This window comes from Oceanicoccus sp. KOV_DT_Chl (assembly GCF_900120175.1).
Lineage (GTDB): Bacteria > Pseudomonadota > Gammaproteobacteria > Pseudomonadales > Dasaniaceae > Oceanicoccus.
This window is the reverse complement of record NZ_FQLF01000005.1, coordinates 705,453-725,994: the sequence shown is the minus strand read 5'-3', so window position 1 is coordinate 725,994 and position 20,542 is coordinate 705,453. Positions and strand designations below refer to the sequence as shown.

Below are 20,542 nucleotides of genomic sequence, written 5' to 3'. Positions count from 1 at the left end.
AGCTTAACGTTATGCGAGGCAACCATTCTGGTGAAGAAGCTATTACTATCCAGTCATGCTTTGCGCACCAGGTAAAAACATTTCCAGATCGTCCCTCTTTATACCTTCCGGCTACAGCAACAGTGCCAGCAGGCAAAGTATCTTACCGGGAGCTGGATCAATGGAGTGATAAGCTGGGGCGGCAGCTGCTGGAGCAAGGGGTTAGGGCGGGCGACGCCGTTGGGTTGCTGACCGAACGGTCTGCGGGAGCTATTGCGGCGATGCTGGCTATTGTGAAAGTCGGCGCCCACTATGTACCTTTAAACCCGGCCTATCCCGAATCCCGATTGGAAATGATGCTCGCGGACGCGGCCATTCGAGTGGTCTTTGCCGGGCCTGAAGCTGCTGAGTTGGCCCCGGCGCTGGGAGTACAGGCACTGCTGCTGTCTGGCGATTGTCAGTATGCAGGTTTAGCGTCAGTAGCCCCGATTCCACAGCAAGGTCTTGCTGAAACAGCCGCCTATATTCTGTATACCTCTGGATCAACAGGAAAACCCAAGGGCGTGGTTGTTCCTCAGCGCAGTATTCTGCGCTTGGTCTCGCCTGAAAATAGCTACTGCCGGTTTGATGAAACCCGCCATTTTTTGCAGCTGGCCCCGTTGTCTTTTGATGCCTCTACTTTTGAAATCTGGGGTGCATTGCTGAATGGCGGTTGCTGTACGGTTTTGCCGGGCGACAACATGCCCGGTTACGACCAGTTAGGAGATATCATTGCTAACGGTGTGACGACAGCGTGGCTGACCTCTTCGCTTTATAACACCCTCATTAGCGAGCGGCCTGATATATTACAGCCGCTGGAACAGTTGCTGATCGGCGGCGAAGCCTTGTCTGTTGCCCATGTGCGCAGGGGGCTGGAAAAACTGCCGAATACCCAGATCATCAATGGTTATGGACCGACTGAAAACACCACTTTCACCACAGCCTACCCAATCCCTCGTAATCTTCCCGCAACCGTTAGCCGCATAGCTATCGGCTACCCCATCTACAAAACGCACTGCGAGGTTTTTGACGAAAGCTTAAATCCCGTTGCTGATGGTCAGTCTGGAGAGTTGATCGCTTTTGGTGATGGTTTGGCGCTTGGTTATCTTAACCGCCAGGATTTAACCGGGCAGCGGTTTGTTGAAGTGAGCTGTGCTGATGGCGTCAGCCGCCGTGGTTACCGAACAGGGGATCTGGTGGTTAAATTAGCCGATGGTCGTTATGACTATCGCCAACGCAATGACAAGCAGGTCAAAATTGACGGCCATCGCATCGAACCTCTAGAGATTGAACACTTTATTAATCGACTGGGCTCGGTTGATGATGCCAGAGTTATAGTCAGGGTCGGGCCACAGGGTCAAAAAAGGCTGGTAGCTTATCTTGTCGGCCAGGTCGACAAGCGCGAGTTACGTGCGCTTATTAGTGCTCACTTTCCCGCGTTTATGGTTCCTCATTTTATTATTACGCTAGCCAAACTGCCCAAGAACCAAAATGGAAAATTGGATGAAGCGCAATTACCTGATCCGTTTATCACAGATCGGAGTTCACCGGTTTCATCCCCGCAGGTTACAGAGTGTTGGCGACAAATATTGGGTCGCGATGTTGATGACGCCACTAATTTTCTGGATGCGGGAGGAACATCGTTAGAGGCCTTGCGCCTGACTGAACTGTTGGAAAAAACCTTTGATTGTGAACTGGATGCAACATTTGTATTTGCGCACAGCACGATTCGCGCACAGATAAAGTATTTTTCTCCTGACGCTAGGGGCAAGGCGCAAACTGCAGCGGATGCGATTACAGATGCTAATGATGAGCAACCGGAAAGTTTAGCCAGTGATTCGGGAAATGAGGATGTCGCCGTCATTGGCATGGCCTGCCGTTTTCCGGGTGCCGAAAATCTGGAGCAATACTGGGATAACCTGATTAACAGTCGAGAGAGCATAAGCTTTTTTAAACCTGAGGAGCTTTCACCTGAAGTTAATCCAGCGGATGCCAATAATCCAAACTACGTAGCTGCTAAAGGTGTGGTTGCAGGCTGTGATGAGTTTGATGCCGCCTTTTTTGGTATTTCTCCCGCCGAAGCGGCGATTATGGACCCTCAGCAAAGAATTGCCTTACAGCTAGCGTGGCATGCGCTGGAAGATGCCGCTGTAATCCCGGGAGATGCTGTGCTGCGTACCGGTGTTTTTGCGGGTATGAACTGGTCGCGGTACTACCAGCAATATGTGCTCAATAATACTGAAGTAACGAATAAGTTTGGCGCGTTTAACGCGGCGCTGGCTAATGAGTCCGACTTTCTCAGCAGTCGAATTTCCTACAAGTTAAATCTTACGGGCCCGAGTATAAATGTTTATACCGCCTGTTCGACAGGGCTGGTTGCCATCGCCCAAGCTTGCCAGAGTTTGGCTCAAGGCGAATGTAATATTGCCTTGGCGGGTGGTGTGTCCATCGCTACCCCGATTAACAGCGGCTATCTTTATCAGGAAGGCAGCATGCTATCGCAGGATGGACACTGTCGTCCCTTTGATGCAAAAGCAACCGGTACTACTTTTAATGATGGTGCTGGTTTTGTCGTGCTTAAACCTTTGCGGTTGGCATTGCGCGATAACGACGCTATTTATGCAGTGATTAAAGGCTGTGATGTCAATAATGATGGTGGCAACAAGGCCAGTTTTACCGCACCTAGTGTTGCCGGACAAGTCAGTGTCTATAAAAAGGCGCTGGCAAATGCCGGTGTTGCTCCCGCCAGTATTGGCTTTATTGAAACACACGGTACTGCCACACCGCTGGGAGATCCGATAGAAGTTAAAGCGCTAACAGAAGTTTATAGCGGCGGCAAAGATATGGAAAAACGGCATGCTGATTTTGCGCCTTGCGCTTTGGGCTCGGTTAAATCCAACATTGGCCATACTATCCATGCCGCCGGTATTGCGAGTTTTATTAAAAGCGTGATGGCTGTTAAGCATGGAAAAATTCCTGCTACGCTGCATTTTAATAGCCCCAACCCAAAATTGAATTTGCAGAACACGCCTTTTTACGTCAACAATCAGTCAGTAGACTGGGCTGAAAAAAACGCGCCGCGCCGAGCTGCTGTCAGCTCGCTAGGTGTCGGTGGTACCAATGCACATATTATTCTCGAACAGTTTATTGCGGAACATAACCCCCTTGAAATAATCGCCGAAGATACAGCTCATACCGCGCCCGTCAGCCATCCGGGTCATACGGTTTTAATTACCGCAAAGAATCAGGCGTCTTTGGAGTGTCAGCTTAATAGTTATCGGCAGTTTTTTGCCGGCGCTAACGAATCTGTTCAATTGCGAGATGTGGCTTATAGCAGCCGGACCACTCGCCAACATTTTTCCTGGCGTGCTGCAGTAAGTGCAGGCAGTGTTGCCGAGATGATTAGCAAGCTGGAAAATAAGCGTGCTTATGCTCGTGGTGAGTTGCGTAATGCGGCGGGGCCAATTGGTTTTATGTTTCCCGGCCAAGGTTCTCAGCGATTACAAATGGGCCGCTGGCTCTACCAAAATAGTCGCGATTTTCGCCAGCTAGTGGATGACGGCGCCGACATTATTCTTGAGCAGCAAGGTTTTGACCCGCGCCATATTATTCTGGCTGACGAAAAAGCTGAACTCTCACTGGATGTGAATCAAACACGTATCGCGCAGCCGCTGCTGTTTTTATTAGAGTACGGTTTGGCTAAATATTTACAGGCTAATGGTTGTCAGCCGGACTTTCTAATCGGTCACAGCGTGGGTGAGTTTGCTGCCGCGGTATTGGCCGGCGTTTTTGATTTTGATCAGGCTCTGCGTCTGGTTGCTGCCAGAGGCGCATTAATGCAGACCATGCCCGCGGGAAAAATGCTGGCAGTGCAGGCAAAAACTGAATCGATAAGTCACTTGCTGGATGCAGGCTTGTGTCTGGCAGCAGTAAACGCCCCGAGCGTATCGTGCTGGCGGGCCCCACTGAGGCGATTGAGCGGGCAGCAGCCAGTCTACTTGAAACGAAAACGGCGTGTTCGGTGCTGCACACCAGTCATGCTTTTCATTCCGACATGATGCAGCCCATAGTAGGCGAAGTTGAAAAGCTCGCCGCTTCTCTGCAGGGCAAAGCACCACAAATTCCCATTTTTTCTACTGCAACCGGCAAGCTGCTGACCGCCGAGCAAGCAATGAGCCCTGGCTACTGGGCAATGCAGTTACGTCAGCCTGTATTATTTTCAGCGGCAGTGAATAGTGCCCGTGAATATTATCAGGGACAGCAGCTGGCTTTTGTGGAAGTCGGCCCAGGGGCCGCATTGTCCAGCTTGGTGGCGACAGATAATGTGGTTTCCACCAAACCGGTTAAAGTAAAAAATACCTTGGCCAGTTGTGCGTCGGGCAGCTGCGTTGATGAAAAGTTTATCGATGAATTTAATCAATGTTTAAATACGCTCTGGGTGAATGGTTTTGAGATTGATTGGCGTCAGCGTGAAGGTCCAGGGCCCCTGAGCAAAGTAAAGTTGCCTAATTATAATTTTGATAAAAAACGTTTTTGGCTGGAAAAAAATAGTGCGCCAGCCGTTGCAGACAGCTCGCAGCTGTCTACCCAGCAGCCCATACAGCAGCCCATACAAAAACCACCAGTAATGCAGGAAGTGACAATGAGTGCAGAACAACACCGTCAGCAAATTGAGCTAAAGCTGCGCAATATTTTAGAAGATGTGACCGGGCTTGAGCTTGCTGAGGTCGAGGCCGAAGCGCATTTTAGCGAGGTTGGTTTGGATTCATTGGCATTGACTCAAGCTGCTACTGCTATCGATCAGGAGTTTTCTATCGGTTTAACTTTCCGTCATTTGGTTGAAGACTATTCATCGATTGCAGAGCTCAGTGATTTTGTCGCCGAGCAGGTACCTCCTGCCACTACGACTGTTGCTGCGTCAACGATGGTCGATACTACGGTTGGTGGTGCAGCCGACATTCAGGCGACACTGGCACAGATGATGCCTACGGGTATGGCCGGGCCTTCGAATATGAGTAGCGATGTACAGTTGCTGATCCAGCAGCAATTAAAAATTATGCAGATGCAATTGCAGGCTTTGTCCGGCACGTCAGCTGCAGTAGGGTCGCAGCCAGTATCATCTGCGCAGATGTCATCCCAGCCTGTTTTACCTGCCGCCGATAAGCCAGCTATGGAAACGAATAAAGCGCAGGGCGCCAGACAAACTCCAGGCACACGTATTGTCAAGGAATCGGTGGGGGTAAACCTGACCAAAGCCCAGCGGCAGTGGTTGGATGAAGTGCTTGATCAATACCAGAAAAAATATGCTGGTTCCAAGGCATACACACAGAAATATCGAAAAATTCTCGCTGACCCGCGTACGGTGTCAGGTTTTAATCCCGAGTGGAAAGAGATTATTTTTCCGATTGTGACAGAGCGTTCCAAAGGTTCGAAATTGTGGGATATCGATGGTAATGAGTTGATTGATACTTCCAATGGATTTGGCCCAATATTTTTTGGGCACTCGCCGGACTTTGTCACGCAAGCGGTACAGCAACAATTAGCGATGGGTATTGAGACTGGCCCGCAGTCATCATTGGCAGGCACCGTTGCCGAACTGTTTTGTGAGCTGACTGGTAATGAGCGTTGTAGTTTTGCCAGTACTGGGTCGGAAGCTGTTGTGGGTGCGATTCGTTTGGCGCGAACCGTAACCGGGCGTAAAAAAGTAGTCATGTTCGAGGGCAGTTACCACGGTATTACAGATGAAGTTATTAACCGTCCGGGTAAAAACTATCAGGCACTACCTGCTGCTCCGGGGATTCCCCGTGAGGCCACAGCTAATATGTTAGTGCTGCCCTGGGGAGAGGCGTCAAGTTTGGAAGTGATCAAGGATCTTGGTTCTGAGTTGGCGGCCGTGTTGGTGGAACCCGTGCAAAGTCGCAAACCGCAATTTCACGATCAGCAATATTTGCAGAGCATTCGCACTATCACTGAAGAAACTGGTACGGCGATGATACTGGATGAAGTGGTGACTGGCTTTCGTGTTGCTGCCGGAGGTATCCGCGAGCGCTTCGGCATCGATGCTGATCTGGGAACATACGGCAAAGTGGTTGGGGGTGGTCATCCGATTGGCATCATCGGTGGTAAGGCTAAATTTATGGATGCACTGGATGGCGGTTTTTGGCAATTCGGTGATGAATCGATCCCGGAAGTGGGAGTGACGTTTTTTGCAGGTACCTTTGTTCGACATCCCATCGCCCTGGCGGCAGCCAACGCTATTTTAACCCGTATCAAACAGGAAGGTTCTGTACTCTACGAAACGCTGGAGCAAAAAACTGCAGCGATGACGGCCACGGCGAAAACGTTTATCGAGGAAATGAAATGCGCTGTGGGCTTTGAATACTTTGCTTCATTTTTTTATGTGTCGGTGCCGACCAGTGCACATTGGGGGCATATGTTATTTACCCTGATGACTCTGGAGGGTATTCATATCCAGCAATACCGTCCTAATTTTCTTACTACCGAACATAGCGAAGCGGATATAGAAAAAATTCTAAAAGCATTTAAAAAGTCATTGGCCCAATTAGTTTGTCATGGATTGATTGAAGGGGATATGGTGGCTGCCAAGCGCTTTTTGAGTGAGAGACCCGCTATTCCTGAAGGTGCCAGGCTAGGTAAAAATGCACGCGGTGAACCGGCTTACTTTATTGAAGATCCGAAAAATAAAGGCCAGTACATTGAGGTTGGCAAACCATGAGCGAAGCAAACTTCAATCCGTTTGCTGGTGGCGAAATTCTACGTATTAGTCCGACCACCGCGCCACAAAGGGAAGTCGTTGCCTCATGCAAAATGAGCGCCGAGGCCAATATCGCCTTTAATGAAGCCGTGGCCGTCGCTATCGATGGTGAGATAAACCCTGTGTTACTGGAAAAAGCGTTTAATACACTTATCGCTCGTCACGATATTTTGCGCGCTACTTTTTCTTCCTTGGCGGATGAGTTGTGTCTTCAGCAAGCAAAAGATCTGCAGCTAGATTTTGCCGATTATAGTGAGCTGGCTGCAGCAGAAAAACAGCAAGCGCTGGATAGCCTTTATCAGGAGGTGGCGCTTAAACCATTGAACTTAGAAGATGGTCCTTTGCTATTTGTTTGGCTGCGTAAATTGGGAGATGCCCGCTATGAGTTGATCATGCTGCTTCATCATGCCATTGCTGATGGTTGGTCACAGGGATTGTTACTGTCTGAACTGGCGGAGCTTTACAGCCGCGAAGGTGATTGCAGTGAGATGCAGCCCGCTCCTTCTTTTTTTGATTTTGCCGATCAGCAGGGCGCATCAATGGCGGCCAACGCCGATATCGATTACTGGTTAGAGCGGTTCAAACAACTGCCGCCAACACTGGACCTGCCTCTGGATAAAACTCGCCCGCTGCTGCGTAGCTTTGAGGCTACCCGCGTCGATTTTGAATTGGATCATGCACTAGTACAGCGCTTACCCAAAGCGGCCTCGCTGCTGAAATCCAGTTTGGTTAATTATGTCCTGGCTGGTTATTTTACGTTGCTTTACCGGCTAACTGGCAACACTGATATAGTCGTTGGTTTACCTGTGGCCGGCCAAGCTGCCATGCATCGTCTGGGACAGGTTGGACACATGGTACAGCTACTGCCGGTGCGTATCGGGCTCGATGCAGCGATGCCATTTGCTGAAGTCGTCAAGCAGGTGAAGACCGAAGTGCTTAATGCCAGTGATCATCCCAATTTTACCTTTGGCCAGTTATTGGAAAAATATGCAGTCGATCGCTCCCGTGTGCCTTTGGTCAGTACCATATTTAATATCGACCAGCCCATGGCTTTATTGGAATTTGGTGCCGCCACCGGTTCAGTTCGCGGCTTGCCTAGGGCAGGGGAGAATTTTGAATTATTTCTGAATGTTGTCCCGACCAGTGATCAACTGACTATCGAAGTAACGTACTCAACTGCTTTGTTTGAACAGGCAACGATTGATGCGTGGATGCAAGCCCTACAGACGATCCTGCAGCAATCTATAGTTGAAGGTCAGTTAGCGCTTTCATCTTTCGTGCTTAGTGATGACTTACCTGCTGTGTTGCAGGCATCCAATCAGACTGAGCGTGAGGTAAAGTATGCCGATCTGGTTTCTGCATTTGCAGAGCAAGTTGCTCACAATCCTTCCGGCGTTGCGGTTATTGCCAATAATCATTCGCTTAGTTATCGCGAGCTGGATGATCTATCCACCAGACTGGCGCTGTATTTAAAAACCCAGCAGATTAATGAAGGTGACACGGTGGCGATTTGTTGTCAGCGTTCAGAAAATCTGTTGATCGCTACCTTGGCCATTTTAAAGTTGGGTGCCGCGTATCTACCCCTTGATCCGGCTTTTCCTGAAGACCGCTTGGTTTATATGCTGGAGGATAGCGGTGCGGTAGCCATCGTTGAAGATGAGTTGGCACCTTCCAGAGTGAAACAGACTGCGCTCAAGCATATCGAGCTGGGGAGTGCGATGGCTGAAAACGGATTGAATGATGTTCTTGACCCGTTAATGTCATCGGCTAATCGGATGGCGTATACGATTTACACTTCGGGCTCAACTGGACAACCCAAGGGTGTTTGTATCCAAAATAGTGCGATGATGAATTTCCTTGAGTCCATGGCGGCAAGCCCGGGTCTATGCGCCAGCGATAAATTGTTAGCCGTTACCACCTTGTCATTTGATATTTCTGTACTCGAATTGTTTTTACCTTTGATGGTGGGCGCTACCACCGTGATCGCCAATAGTGATGAGGTGATGGATGGTGAAAAGCTGGCGGTGTTAATTAAATCGAACCAGATTTCTGCGTTGCAGGCAACACCGAGTACTTGGCGTATGCTGTTGGCGAGTCGCTGGGTGGGACAGTCTAATAATATGGGCGGTGGCCTGAAGGCATTGTGTGGTGGCGAGCCCTTACCTGCTGATCTTGCTGCGGCGCTATTACCGAAAGTGGGTGAGCTATGGAATATGTTTGGTCCCACTGAAACCACAGTTTGGTCCGCCTGCAAACGTATTACCGAAGTGGATACTGCCATTTCAATTGGTAAACCTATTGCCAATACCCAGTGTTATATTCTCGATGAAAATCTCAAGCCGCTGCCGGAATCTGTTCCCGGCGAATTGTTTATCGGCGGTAAAGGCGTCACCTTGGGGTATCACCGTCGTGAGGAATTAAATGCGGAACGCTTTATTCAGCATCCTGACTATGGTCGTATCTATCGCACCGGTGACTCAGCAAAGTTGTTGGCAAGCGGCGAGCTGCAACACCTGGGAAGACTTGATGATCAAGTAAAAGTGCGCGGTTATCGGATAGAACTTGGTGAGATCGAAACGGCGCTGGCAGAGAGTGAAGCCATCGCGATGGCTGCAGTTTATCTGTGGGAAAGAAGTGCAGATGATGTCAGGTTAGTGGCTTGCCTGGTCTTGTCCGATAACAATAAGCTCGCTAGTGATGCTCTGGACGCGGCGGCATTACGCGATCAGTTGTCTGCGCGGTTGCCAGCCTATATGGTGCCGCAGCACTTTATCGCTGTGGATCATATCCCGCTGACGCCGAATGGCAAATTGGATCGCCGCGCGCTGGCCAAGCCTGAGCTGGAGCAAGATGTACAGCAACAAGTAGCGGCTGCCAATGATTTTGAACGGCGAATTTCAGACCTTTGGTGCGAGGTGTTGAATATTCGTGAAGTAGGAGTAACTGACGATTTTTTTCTGCTTGGTGGTCACTCCTTATTGGGAACACAATTGTTCGCCAAAATCAGCACAGAATATGGTGTGAATTTAAGTTTGAATAATTTATTTTTAGCGCCGACTATCCGTAAGCAGGCGAAGTTGGTTATTGAGTCTTTAAAGGATGACATTAGTATTCCAGCCATTCACTCTTATGCGAATTACGAGGGGCTGCCACCAGCGTCTTCTCAACAACAACGTATTTGGTATCTTGAGCAAATTGAGCAGGACTCCATGGCCTATAACCTGGCGGCCTCTTTCAAGCTTACCGGCAGCCTTGATATAGCGGTTTTACAAAAATGCTTTGCCCTCATCGTTGAGCGTCACAGTGTGCTGCGTACTAATTTCATTCACACTGATAAAGGACTAGTGCAATCGATCCGTCCAGTGTTGACTATTGATTTACAGCCGCAGTTATTACCCGAAGAAGTTATCAATGGGGACATGACTTTACATCGCTTTTTAAAACAGCAGGCGATGCATAGTTTTGATTTGAGTAGTGATGTCTTGTTTCGGCCGGCGCTGTTTACCATTAATGATCAGGAACATGTGCTGTTTTTGTTGATACATCATCTGATATTTGATGGCTGGTCTTTTGACGTGATTCTGCATGAATTGTGCGTATTGTATAACGCTTTGTCACAGGGTGAACAAAACCCTTTGGATGAGCTGCCGGTACAGTACAGCGACTATGCTATTTGGCAGCGTGAATTGCTGCAATCCGGCCATATGGATCAGCAGCTCAATTACTGGCTGGATACATTGGGCGGCGAGTTGCCGATCCTTAACTTACCGGAAGATTTTAATCGGCCGGTGGGTCAGCCGCATCGATCCGAAGCGGTGCTATGGTCACTCACTGAGGAAGAGGTTGTTTCACTGGAGCACAAGTGCAAAGAGTTGGGCTGCACTTTATTTATGTTGTTAGTGTCGGTCTATGCTTTGATGCTGCATCGGCACAGTCGCCAACAGGATATCTTAATCGGCGCGCCGGTTTCTGGCCGTGGTCAGGATGAAACCAGTGGTTTGCTGGGGTTTTTTGTCAATACCATCGTGTTGCGTTTTGGCATCGAGCCGGGTGCTTCTTTTAATAGTTGGTTACAGCAGGTGAAACAAACCTGCCTAAATGGGTATGCCAATCAGGATGTGCCGTATGAATTGCTGGTGCAGGAACTGAAACCAAAGAGAGACCGCTCTCGCTCAGCTATATTCCAGGCATTCTTTTTATTTCAGGATACGCGTAATCGTACCGAAGAATTTAATTCGCTGCAGAGAGAGCAAATCAACGTTGATCGTCCCGGTGTGCAAACGGATATTGATTTCTGGGTTAAGCGTCAGAGTAGCGGATTAGTTGGTGGTCTGGAGTATCCCGTCGCTCTGTTTGAGCATGATAGCGCGCAACGATTTGCCGATAGCTTTAGTCAGATTCTTTCCCAGGTTGCAGCGCGGCCGGAGACACCGCTGTACAAATTAGCTGCTGCCAGTGCTAAGGATGTTGCCATGATGGCGAGCTGGAATGACACCCGTCGAGATTATGGGCAGCCTTTATTTCTCGATCATTTTTATCAGGCTGTGAGTGCTCAGGGTAACAAAATAGCCGTGCGGGGTGGGAGTGAATCATTAACGTATGTTGAGCTGGATAGCTATTCCAATCAATTGGCCCATACCCTGTTAACAACCGGTGTGGCCAGTGGCGATTATGTTGGTGTTTGTTTGTCGCGTGATGTGCGAATGGTGGCCAGTTTGTTGGCGATATGGAAAGTGGGAGCTGCCTATATTCCTCTAGACCCCGCTTACCCTGCCAGTCGTTTATTGCAGATGCTCGAGACGGGCAGTGTGTCCGTGCTGGTTACTGAATCTGGTCTTGCTGATACATTAAGCGATTATCCTTGCCGACGGATTTTAATCGATAGCGACGCGGCAGACATCAGCGCTCGGGATAATCGTCAGCCAAATATTAAATTGTCCCAAGACTCTTTGGCTTATGTGATATTTACCTCCGGCTCGACCGGTAAGCCTAAAGGGGTGAAAGTGCCACAGGGGGCGCTTGCTAACTTTCTCAATTCAATGGCGGAAGAACCCAGTCTTGTAGCAGAGGATATTTTGCTGGCAGTAACGACATTGTCATTTGATATTGCCGGGCTGGAATTATTTCTGCCGATGATGGTAGGTGCAACGGTCGTTATTGCAGAGCAAGAGCAGGCGATGGACGGCAATAAGCTATGTGATCTACTCGCTGCGAATGCTGTCACTGTTATGCAGGCAACACCTAGTAGTTGGCGATTGTTATTGGCGGCGGGGTGGCAGCCCCGGCAAGGCTTTAAAGTTTTATGTGGCGGCGAAGCACTACCGTTAGCTTTGGCTGAGGAATTGGTGAATAAAGGTGTGGAAGTCTGGAATATGTATGGCCCGACGGAAACAACTATCTGGTCTACCTGTGAACTGTTAAGCAAGGATTTTAAACAGCTTCTTATTGGTAAGCCGATCGCAAATACCCAATGCTATGTGCTGGATGAATACCAGCAGCCTGTACCTATTGGTGTTGCCGGTGAATTGTATATCGGTGGTTATGGCGTTACCGCCGGTTATTTAAATCGGGAAGAGGAAACAGCTTTGCGGTTTTTAACGGATCCCTTTGCTGCAAGTATGGCCGCAAAAAAAATGTATCGTACAGGTGATCGGGTGCGCTGGCACAGTGATGGGCGGCTGGAATACTTTGAACGAATAGATAATCAGGTGAAGTTACGCGGCTTCCGGATTGAGCTTGGCGAACTCGAAAATGTGATGGGTTATCACCCGGGGGTGAATGAGTGTGCGGCAGCGGTCAAAGAATTTTCTGTTAACGATAAGCGTCTGGTGATGTACACAGTATTTGAAGCGGGAGGGGAAGTCACCAATTCGGAATTGCGTCGTTTCTTGCGGGAGCACTTACCAGACTACATGATTCCACAACTTTTCGTAGAGCTGAAGGCAATGCCACGCACACCCAATGGCAAAGTTGATCGCAAGGCGCTGCCGCAACCGTCAATGGGCAGCGGTCAACGGCAGGAACGCATTGCTCCGCGGACAGCTACTGAAATAATGCTGGCTGAGATTTGGTGCGCAGCCCTAAATGCTGAGTTGGATATTAGTGTCGAGGATTATTTCTTTGAAATTGGTGGCCACTCCCTGCTGGCAATGGACATAATTTATGCCGTCGAGCAACAATTGTCCGTAACTATCTCGCCGATGGATATTTTGGTGAATTCATTGGAACAGATAGCCGCAAAAATTGACGAGGCTAAGTTTGATAGTAGTGATGTTGGCGATAGAGGTTCTTCAAATGCCGAGAAGTCAGCGACAAAGAAGGGTGGTTTGAGACGACTGATTGGACGGTTTAAGTGGTAGTGATGAAAAAGTTTTTACGGAAATAAAAGTGAGTGGTTGGATGTTGCGTGACTTTTGGCAAGCATTAGAAAAAATTGTAAAGTCACCTTTCAGGGAGGTTATGAATATGCGCATTACTATGGTATATATTTTAGCAAAAGCTGATAGCTTTATTTTTTTAAACTGTAATTGAAATAAGTCTATGATATTTCAACTTTGAGTTAAACGATGATTGAAGCAAAAACATCTTCTCCGTTCCAGACGTTCCAGATTTCGCCGGATAATCCTCAGCAGTTTAGTACTTATTCATCATCAGCTTTTCGGCATAATTTGCACAAAGACCCTTTGATGTCATTGCAAAGTATTGAGGGCTTAGCAGAGCATTTGATGAAAAAAGGGTTGTGTAAATTCATCCATCCCGATACCGCTATTGATTCGGCATTTAATCATCAGCAGACGCCTGTTGATGGGCGTTCATTATCCGAAGTCTTTCGGCGAATAGAAGAACCTGGTTCCTGGATTGCGTTATATCAAATAGAAGAGCATCCCAGTTATAAGAAGCTGTTAGATCAGTTGGTGGAGTCTTTTAAGCCTTTGGTCGAGCCTGAGCAAACAGGGATATGTCATGTGGCTGGATTTATGTTTGTGTCTGCGCCACCATCGGTAACTCCTTTTCATATTGACCGGGAAAACAATTTTTGGATGCAGGTTAAAGGCCGCAAGACTTTAACAGTGTTTGATCATACTGATAGAGAGGTTGTTAGCGGGCCTGATGTAGAGGATTTTATTATTTCAGGCAGCCTTGGCAATGTTCGCTTGCAGGATAAATTTTTGGATCGTGGTAAAAGTTTTAATGTCGGCCCGGGCGACGGGATTTATTTTCCCTCAACCAGTCCGCATATGTCTGAGTCTAAACCTGATTGGGTTAATGACAATGATGGTGTCTCTATTTCTTTGGGTGTTGTGTTTTATACTGATCAAACCCGACGTGCTGCGCGAATACACCAGTGCAATAAATTGCTGCGAAAATTTGGGTTGCGACCAGGTTTTCCACAAACCAGAGGTTGGTCTCAGGCTGTAAAGTCATTAATCGGTTGGGGTTTTGTAATGTTCAGGTCGGTGTTTAGAGGGTATAACCCTCCTCGCGGCTCATACTAGTCAGGGCATAATACAACAGAGCGGACAAACCGATCTATTTGATGCGGCAGGCATATCCGTTGTTTCTATTTAGTGTGTTGCTGCGAAAATATAATCGATCAATTATAGGGAGTGTAATCCGCAGCAGAGTAGTTAAATTAAAGGTTGTATCGCGTTACATATTTTTTGCGGCTTCCAGGTGTTGTTGTATTTCTTTATTGTTGGGCGCTTTTTCAGCTGCTTTTTCAAGTAATGAAATACCTTTTTTAACGTCGCCATTCTGAGCCAATATCCAGCCATAGGTGTCTAAAACACCTGCGCTTTCTGGTGACACTTTATAGGCTTTTTCAGCTAGCGTGGTCGCTTTTGGGTCTGACTTTTCAAAATATAACCAAGCTAGATTATTCAGCGCCAAGCTGTCAGTGGGTGCTAATTCAAGTGCTTGTTCATAGAGTTCTATAGCGGCATTCTTCTGGTTGGCACTTTGGAACTCTATTGCTTTAAGTACTTTGGCTCGTGAGCTATTGGGAAGTTTTTGTTGCCATTCAGTAACAAAGTCGGCAGCAGCGGCTTTATCTCCGCGCCGTTGCAAAGTACGGTAAAGACTTGAAGCAGTGGTGTCGTTAGGTTGTGTGTTCCATGACAGTTGGAAAAATTTTATGGCGTCATCCCAATGCTGCTGTGCTACATAAACTTGTCCCTTAAGGAAGTTACTTAAAGGGTTGCCTGTATCAGCGGCAGCAATTTGATCGGTAACCTTCAGCGCTTCTGAATAATTTTTTGCTGCTATCTCTACGTTGGTTAGGTCGGTTAGTAATCGTGCCTCCTGCGGCGCTAATTTAAGTGCCTGAAAAATACTGGATCTGGCCTCATCATAGTTTTCATCTTGTACATTTTGTAGAGATAAGCTGCGGTAGAGAGAGATTGCTACTGATCGGGTGTATTCACTAATCGGCGAGGTGGCGGTTGCCTGTTTAATGAGTTGCTGAGCTTGTTGCAGGTTGTTTTGTCGACCGTAGTATTCAGCGAGAACACTTGGCAAGGTGCTATTGGTGTTTTCCTGCTTAGCCGTTTTGTTCAGTTCCTGAAGGATGGCATCGCCTTTTCCCTGTGCTTCAAAGCTGGTGATTAAGCCTTTGTAGGCGCTTATATTATTAGGGTCTGCAGCGATAACTTGTCGAAACTTTGTAGCAGCGTTAGTTAACTTTTTTTCAGCAAGATCAAGCTGGCCTAGCGAAAGGTGGGCAAGTAAATTATTGTTATCAAGCGCCGCAGCTTGTTCAAGTCGCTGTCTTGTTTCCGGTAAGTCTCTGGCGGCAAGACTGACTTGAGCTGCTAACAGCATAGTGGCTGAACTGTCTGGAGAGTCGACAAGCATTTTGTCTGCTGTTTTCTGTGCCTTGGATAGCTCTTTATTGCTGAGTAATAGCTTGATGTATTCCTCTTGAATGTTGTTGTCCTGAGGTGACTTTGTCAGAGCTGTATTGAGCTGTGCGTAGGCCTGCTCGGGTTTGTTAAGCGCTAGATAATACCGGGAAAGAATGAGATGCAATCTTGCTTTACTAGGTTCTATAGCTAAAGCTTTTTGAATAGCCAGTGCGCCTTGTTCGTCGGTAGGGTTAAGGTTGAGTAAGGCTAGGCCATAAATGGTATGAATCCCGGAATCATCGGGATGTGATTTCAGTGCGTCTTCGAGTAGTTCAACAGCTTTGTCCGCTTTGTTGAGTTTGATTTGAGTGAGGGCTGTAGAGCTTATAACCTGAGTGGACGCAGTTTCTGCATCAATATTTTGACTCAGTAGAGCTTCTGCTTCCGACATATCGCCTTGTTGGTAATTAATCATTCCAAGCAGCACGCCGCTCATGCTGTTATTAGGAAATTCTTCGTATAATGTGGTGAGTAGTTCTTCAGCTTGATCAAGTTCACCAGATTGGTAAAGGCGTAGAGCTTCAGTGAATTTGCTTTTAGCTTGTTGTGCCTCAGGGTTTGCTTCGGCAAGGATGCGAGAGTAAACCAGTCCTTCGCTGGGTCGTCCAAGCTGAGTTAGTGTTTCTGATAGCTGCTGCAAAATTCTACTCTTTAATGGCAGTAACATATCAGTTTGTGGTAGTAGCTGAATTGCTTCAGTCAAGTATCGTTCAGTGTTTTCCAGCTCATTTTTGTAATAGGCCAGTTGGGCTTTAAGGAAAAGTGCTTCTGGATTGTTGGCGCTAGAGCTAAGTAATTGGTCCAGTATTGTTGACGCGTTGCTAAACTCATTTTTTGCTATTGCAATTTTAGCTAAGCCGATTTTGGCTTCCGCATTATCGGCGTTTTCATTTAGAATTTGCTGATATATTGCAGTTGCTGATTCAAAGTCCTTTAATCCAAGCAGTGCATTGGCCCGAATTAGCTTGGTTGCTATTGAATTATCATTTGGGCGTATCGTGTCTATAGTGTTTAGAGCTGAGCGAAATTTTCGTGCAGAATTTTGTACTGTTGCTAGGGTTAAGCTTGTTTCACTTGGATATTTTTCCGCTATAGAGTTCAGTACATCCAGTGCGGACGAGGTGTTTCCCAATTCGTTGTAGATAGTTGCTAGCCGAATATAGCCATCGGCTGACTCAGGTGCATATTTAATTACATTTCGAGCTTCGATAATCGCTGCGCGGTATTGTCCCTGCTTCATATAAGAGGCAGAGGTGTTTAGATGAATTTCTGCTTGCTTGCTACTGTCAGCTTGCTCATCAGAGCAGCCATTAATCAGGAGTAGTGCGGTCAAACCAAAAGCATAGACTGCAGTCGATAAGATGTGTGAAGGGGAGCGCATAAGTATCCTTTTATTGTTTCCTGTTTTTGCTGATTACACCGAAAAATTAGTTGCTGATTTTATATTTTTTTACTAGGTCGTATAGCGTGGGGCGAGTAATGCCCAATAATTTTGCTGCTGCAGAGTAATTACCATCGGTCATTGATAGAGCGCGTTTGATGGCACTTTTTTCAGCGTCATGGCGAACTTGACGTAAATTGATTGAAAAGTTTTCTGCACTATTGATGGTGAGGTCTTCGGGAGTAATCTGCTTACCATCGCACATAATAATGGCGCGCTTGATTTTGTTTTCCATTTCCCGAATGCTGCCTGGCCATGGATAGGATTCAATAGCTTGAGTTGCTTCTGTTGAAAAAGAGGTCGCTTTACTTTTTTGGTCGACGGTCATAGTTTCGAGGAAGTGGCGTGCTAGTAACACTTTATCACCTTCCCTGTCGCGTAGCGGTGGAATATGAATTACCATTTCGCAAATTCGATAGTATAAATCTTCACGGAAGCTGCCTTCGGCTACCATTTCTTCAAGATTTTTATTGGTAGCACAGACAACTCTGACGTCTACCGGGATTTCATCCCGGCCGCCTACGCGTTCAATAACACGCTCCTGTAAAAAGCGTAGCAGCTTGGCTTGCAAAGGCAGGGGCATATCGCCAATTTCATCAAGAAACAGGGTGCCATTCTGCGCAACTTCGACTTTACCAATCGTTTGTTTATTGGCGCCAGTGAAGGCGCCTTTTTCATAACCGAATAGTTCGCTTTCCATCAGGTTTTCAGGCACTGCGGCACAATTGATAGCTACAAATCGGGCTTCACGTCGTGGACTTATTCGGTGGATGGCTTTGGCAAATACTTCTTTACCGGTACCGCTCTCACCTAGCAGTGTGGTGGTTACCGTGGTTGGCGCAACCTTTTCTATAGTTCTGCAAATCCGTAGCATTTGTGGGTCAGTGGCAATGACACCATCAAGTGGTGATTGCTGTTCTTCATGCAATTGACGGTTTTGCTGTTCCAGCGAATACATGTGGTACGCGCGTTGTACGATGAGATCCAGGGTTTCTGTGTTGATCGGTTTTTGATAAAAGTCATAGGCCCCATCGCAACTGCGCGTACGGCATTTTCATAGTCATGATTACCTGTGACTACGATGATCTTGGTAGACGGGGAGATACTGCTAATTTCTTGTACGGTTTTAAACCCTTCCTCGACCCCTTCTTCGTCAGGTGGTAGCCCAAGATCCTGCAGAATGACCGCTGGTTCATGTTGGCGAACGGCTGCGACAGCCGCTTCGCGGTCACCGGCAATGATGACGTTGTAGGCATCAAAGTGCCAACGTAATTGACTCTGTAGGCCGGGATCATCTTCAACAATGAGGAGGGTTTTGTCGCTAGGTTCTTTGCTCATAAAGTGGTCTTATTTGTGATTAGGCACTGATCGGAATGCTGATAGTAAAGGTGGTTCCCTCGTTGAGCGTGCTATCAACGTCGACTGAGCCTCCGAGGCTGGCGATGAGCTCTCTGGTTTGGTACACGCCGATCCCCATTCCTTTACCTGATTTAGTGGTATCAAAGGGTTTAAATAAGCGTTCTCGAATGAATGTTTCATCCATCCCTGAACCGTTATCTTCGATGGTTATAATGGCATTTTTAGCCTCTTGACGTAAAGTCACATCGACAAATCCGTTACTATTTGTCGCTTCTTGGGCATTTTTAATTAAGTTGCCCAGCGACATGATGAGGTGATCCTGATCTGCGGTTACTTTCAGTTCTTTGGTCTCAAAGCGCAGTGATGGAGTAGGTTTGAGTTCCTTGCATTTTTTGGCGGCTTCCATCAGCACTTTGTGCAGTTCTAGATTGCGTACTTCCAGACTTTCCTGTTGCTGAAGTTTTCTGAGTAAATTGCTCATTCTACTGACTGAGTTGTCGATAGTTTTTATGGCGTCTTCAACAAATGCGGGGTTTTCTTTGTGTTTGGCTGCGTTTTCTACCACCAATGCTTGTTGGGCAATGAGGTTTTTCAGATCATGCATTATGAAGGCGGTAAGTTTATTAAAGGCGTCAAACTGCTTGGATTCAGCTAGCTGTTCAGCGGCTTCGTGGCGATCGAGATAGCTGGCCACCTGACGCCCTACTGTTTTAAGCAGGTCGAGATCTTCCCATGTGAGTGTTGCATCATGGGGCGGTTGAGTAAGGATAATAAAGCCCAGTAAATTACGCTCTGTCAGTAGCGGCAGTACCAGCCATAGCTGCGGTATATCGTAAATCCAGTCGGGCAGTTGCCGGTTGATTTCTCCTATTGCTTCCTTGTCGGTAGAGTGCGGTGAAAAAACCCATTCCTCGTTCTTCATGGTTTTACAGAAATCAGTATCTTGATGTTCGGCTATCGAGGTGGTTGGAAGTTGTAAGTTATAGGTTTGGACAGGTCTGTAATAGCCGTTATTGGCCAACCATAAACAACCGCCCTCACTTTTAAAAATCGATGCGACTACGGTAATAGCGCGTTGGTGAAAATTTTCGTTTTGGGTGGGCTGAGTAAGCGAGCCGATTAGCCTTAGCCATTCGCTGCGGTAGTCATATTTGTGGCGAAAGAAATGTTTATTGATCCAAACGTTGATGCGAGAGCGAATAGTGCTGGAAACAAACAGAGTTACAATTGAAAGCAGGGCGCTGAATAGTACGGCGATTTGAACAACACTACCCCAGCGTCCGCCGTATAGTTGAACATAATAGCCGCCGATAGCAATGAGGGCTAAAAAACATCCGGCGGCTGACATGCTGGTGGTGTAAAAAACTACGGGGCGTGATACCGATAATGCAGTTCTTTGCGGCCCCTGGTTGATAAAAATGATGCTGCCCACTGTGAGGGTGAGTGCGGATAAGCCGTTAATTGCGCCGCGGGACTGCCAAAGCCCGAGATCAATTTGATTGAAAATCAAACTATAAGAAAATAAATAAATATCGTAGGCGAATAGTGCGCCTATGCTAACACTAATGAGTTTCATTAAGCGTTGTTGTCTGCTGTTGCGGTAGAGTTGTTCAACGCAGATCAGGCCTACAATCGAGAGTATCAGGTTGTTCCAAATTAATAGGTCGCTATCGAGCATCCAGGGGTGATTAAGGGCGATCAGTCCGATAATGGAGCTTAGGCTGATTAGCCAAATACTGTGGATGGTATAGCGGACGTTGGGTGGTAGTTGACCGGCAGTAAACTGTAAGCAGGACAGGATGGCGCTAATCCAGACGCCATAGCGCAATGTTTCCAGTAAGACAAGATGCTCACGGGCAAGTGTGTAGCCTTGATAGTTCAGTGCAATGGCGAGCTGCCAGACTAGAGAAAAAAAACTCGCAGCGATCAGCGCCGGTGGTGCTAGCTTTATCTTGTAAAGATATATGAGGGTGAGTGTCAGTGCGGCAAAGACTATGCTGCCACTCAAGTAGCTTGCAAAGGCTATATAATTTTCTTCCATAGCAG

The 20,542-nt window shown here is 47.4% G+C and carries 6 protein-coding genes and 2 pseudogenes; 5 read left to right on the top strand and 3 right to left on the bottom strand.

Features of this window, described 5'->3' with window-relative positions; all coding sequences use genetic code 11:
- Positions 1-11 precede the first annotated feature (11 nt).
- The 5 genes and pseudogenes from UNITIG_RS24710 to UNITIG_RS20660 form a co-directional block, all read left to right on the top strand.
- Positions 12-4,838, top strand: a pseudogene (locus tag UNITIG_RS24710) (acyltransferase domain-containing protein); the annotation flags it as partial.
- Between the two features lie 104 nt (positions 4,839-4,942).
- Positions 4,943-6,754, top strand: a complete 1,812-nt coding sequence (locus UNITIG_RS24705) for an aminotransferase class III-fold pyridoxal phosphate-dependent enzyme (protein ID WP_369809237.1) — start codon at positions 4,943-4,945, stop codon at positions 6,752-6,754.
- A complete protein-coding gene (locus UNITIG_RS20670; protein WP_101760227.1) occupies positions 6,751-13,152 on the top strand; it encodes a non-ribosomal peptide synthetase in 6,402 nt (2,133 codons plus the stop codon). Before UNITIG_RS24705 ends, UNITIG_RS20670 begins: the two co-directional genes overlap by 4 nt.
- Positions 13,133-13,324: a hypothetical protein gene (locus UNITIG_RS20665; RefSeq protein WP_101760226.1), complete on the top strand. Its 192-nt coding sequence runs from the start codon at positions 13,133-13,135 to the stop codon at positions 13,322-13,324. The genes UNITIG_RS20670 and UNITIG_RS20665 overlap by 20 nt, the downstream gene beginning before the upstream one ends.
- Before the next feature lie 35 nt (positions 13,325-13,359).
- Entirely contained in the window at positions 13,360-14,289 is a 930-nt protein-coding gene (locus tag UNITIG_RS20660; RefSeq protein WP_145999249.1) for a cupin, read from the top strand.
- 154 nt (positions 14,290-14,443) lie between these two features.
- On the opposite strand, the gene UNITIG_RS20655 is transcribed toward UNITIG_RS20660, so the two are convergent.
- The 3 genes and pseudogenes from UNITIG_RS20655 to prsK form a co-directional block, all read right to left on the bottom strand.
- Positions 14,444-17,077 (bottom strand): tetratricopeptide repeat protein, encoded by a 2,634-nt coding sequence (locus UNITIG_RS20655; RefSeq protein ID WP_101760224.1) that lies wholly within the window; start codon positions 17,075-17,077, stop codon positions 14,444-14,446.
- A gap of 46 nt (positions 17,078-17,123) precedes the next feature.
- A pseudogene (prsR, locus tag UNITIG_RS20650) lies at positions 17,124-18,475 on the bottom strand (PEP-CTERM-box response regulator transcription factor).
- Between the two features lie 19 nt (positions 18,476-18,494).
- Positions 18,495-20,537 carry an XrtA/PEP-CTERM system histidine kinase PrsK gene (gene prsK, locus UNITIG_RS20645; protein WP_101760223.1) on the bottom strand — a complete coding sequence of 681 codons (2,043 nt, stop codon included), beginning with the start codon at positions 20,535-20,537 and terminating at the stop codon, positions 18,495-18,497.
- Positions 20,538-20,542 lie beyond the last annotated feature (5 nt).

Bases quoted from the DNA above. Each gene is read 5' to 3' on its own strand.
- prsK (WP_101760223.1), bottom strand. From the start codon at position 20,537: ATGGAAGAAAATTATATAGCCTTTGCAAGCTACTTGAGTGGCAGCATA.
- UNITIG_RS20655 (WP_101760224.1), bottom strand. From the start codon at position 17,077: ATGCGCTCCCCTTCACACATCTTATCGACTGCAGTCTATGCTTTTGGT.
- UNITIG_RS24705 (WP_369809237.1), top strand. From the start codon at position 4,943: ATGGTCGATACTACGGTTGGTGGTGCAGCCGACATTCAGGCGACACTG.
- UNITIG_RS20660 (WP_145999249.1), top strand. From the start codon at position 13,360: ATGATTGAAGCAAAAACATCTTCTCCGTTCCAGACGTTCCAGATTTCG.
- UNITIG_RS20670 (WP_101760227.1), top strand. From the start codon at position 6,751: ATGAGCGAAGCAAACTTCAATCCGTTTGCTGGTGGCGAAATTCTACGT.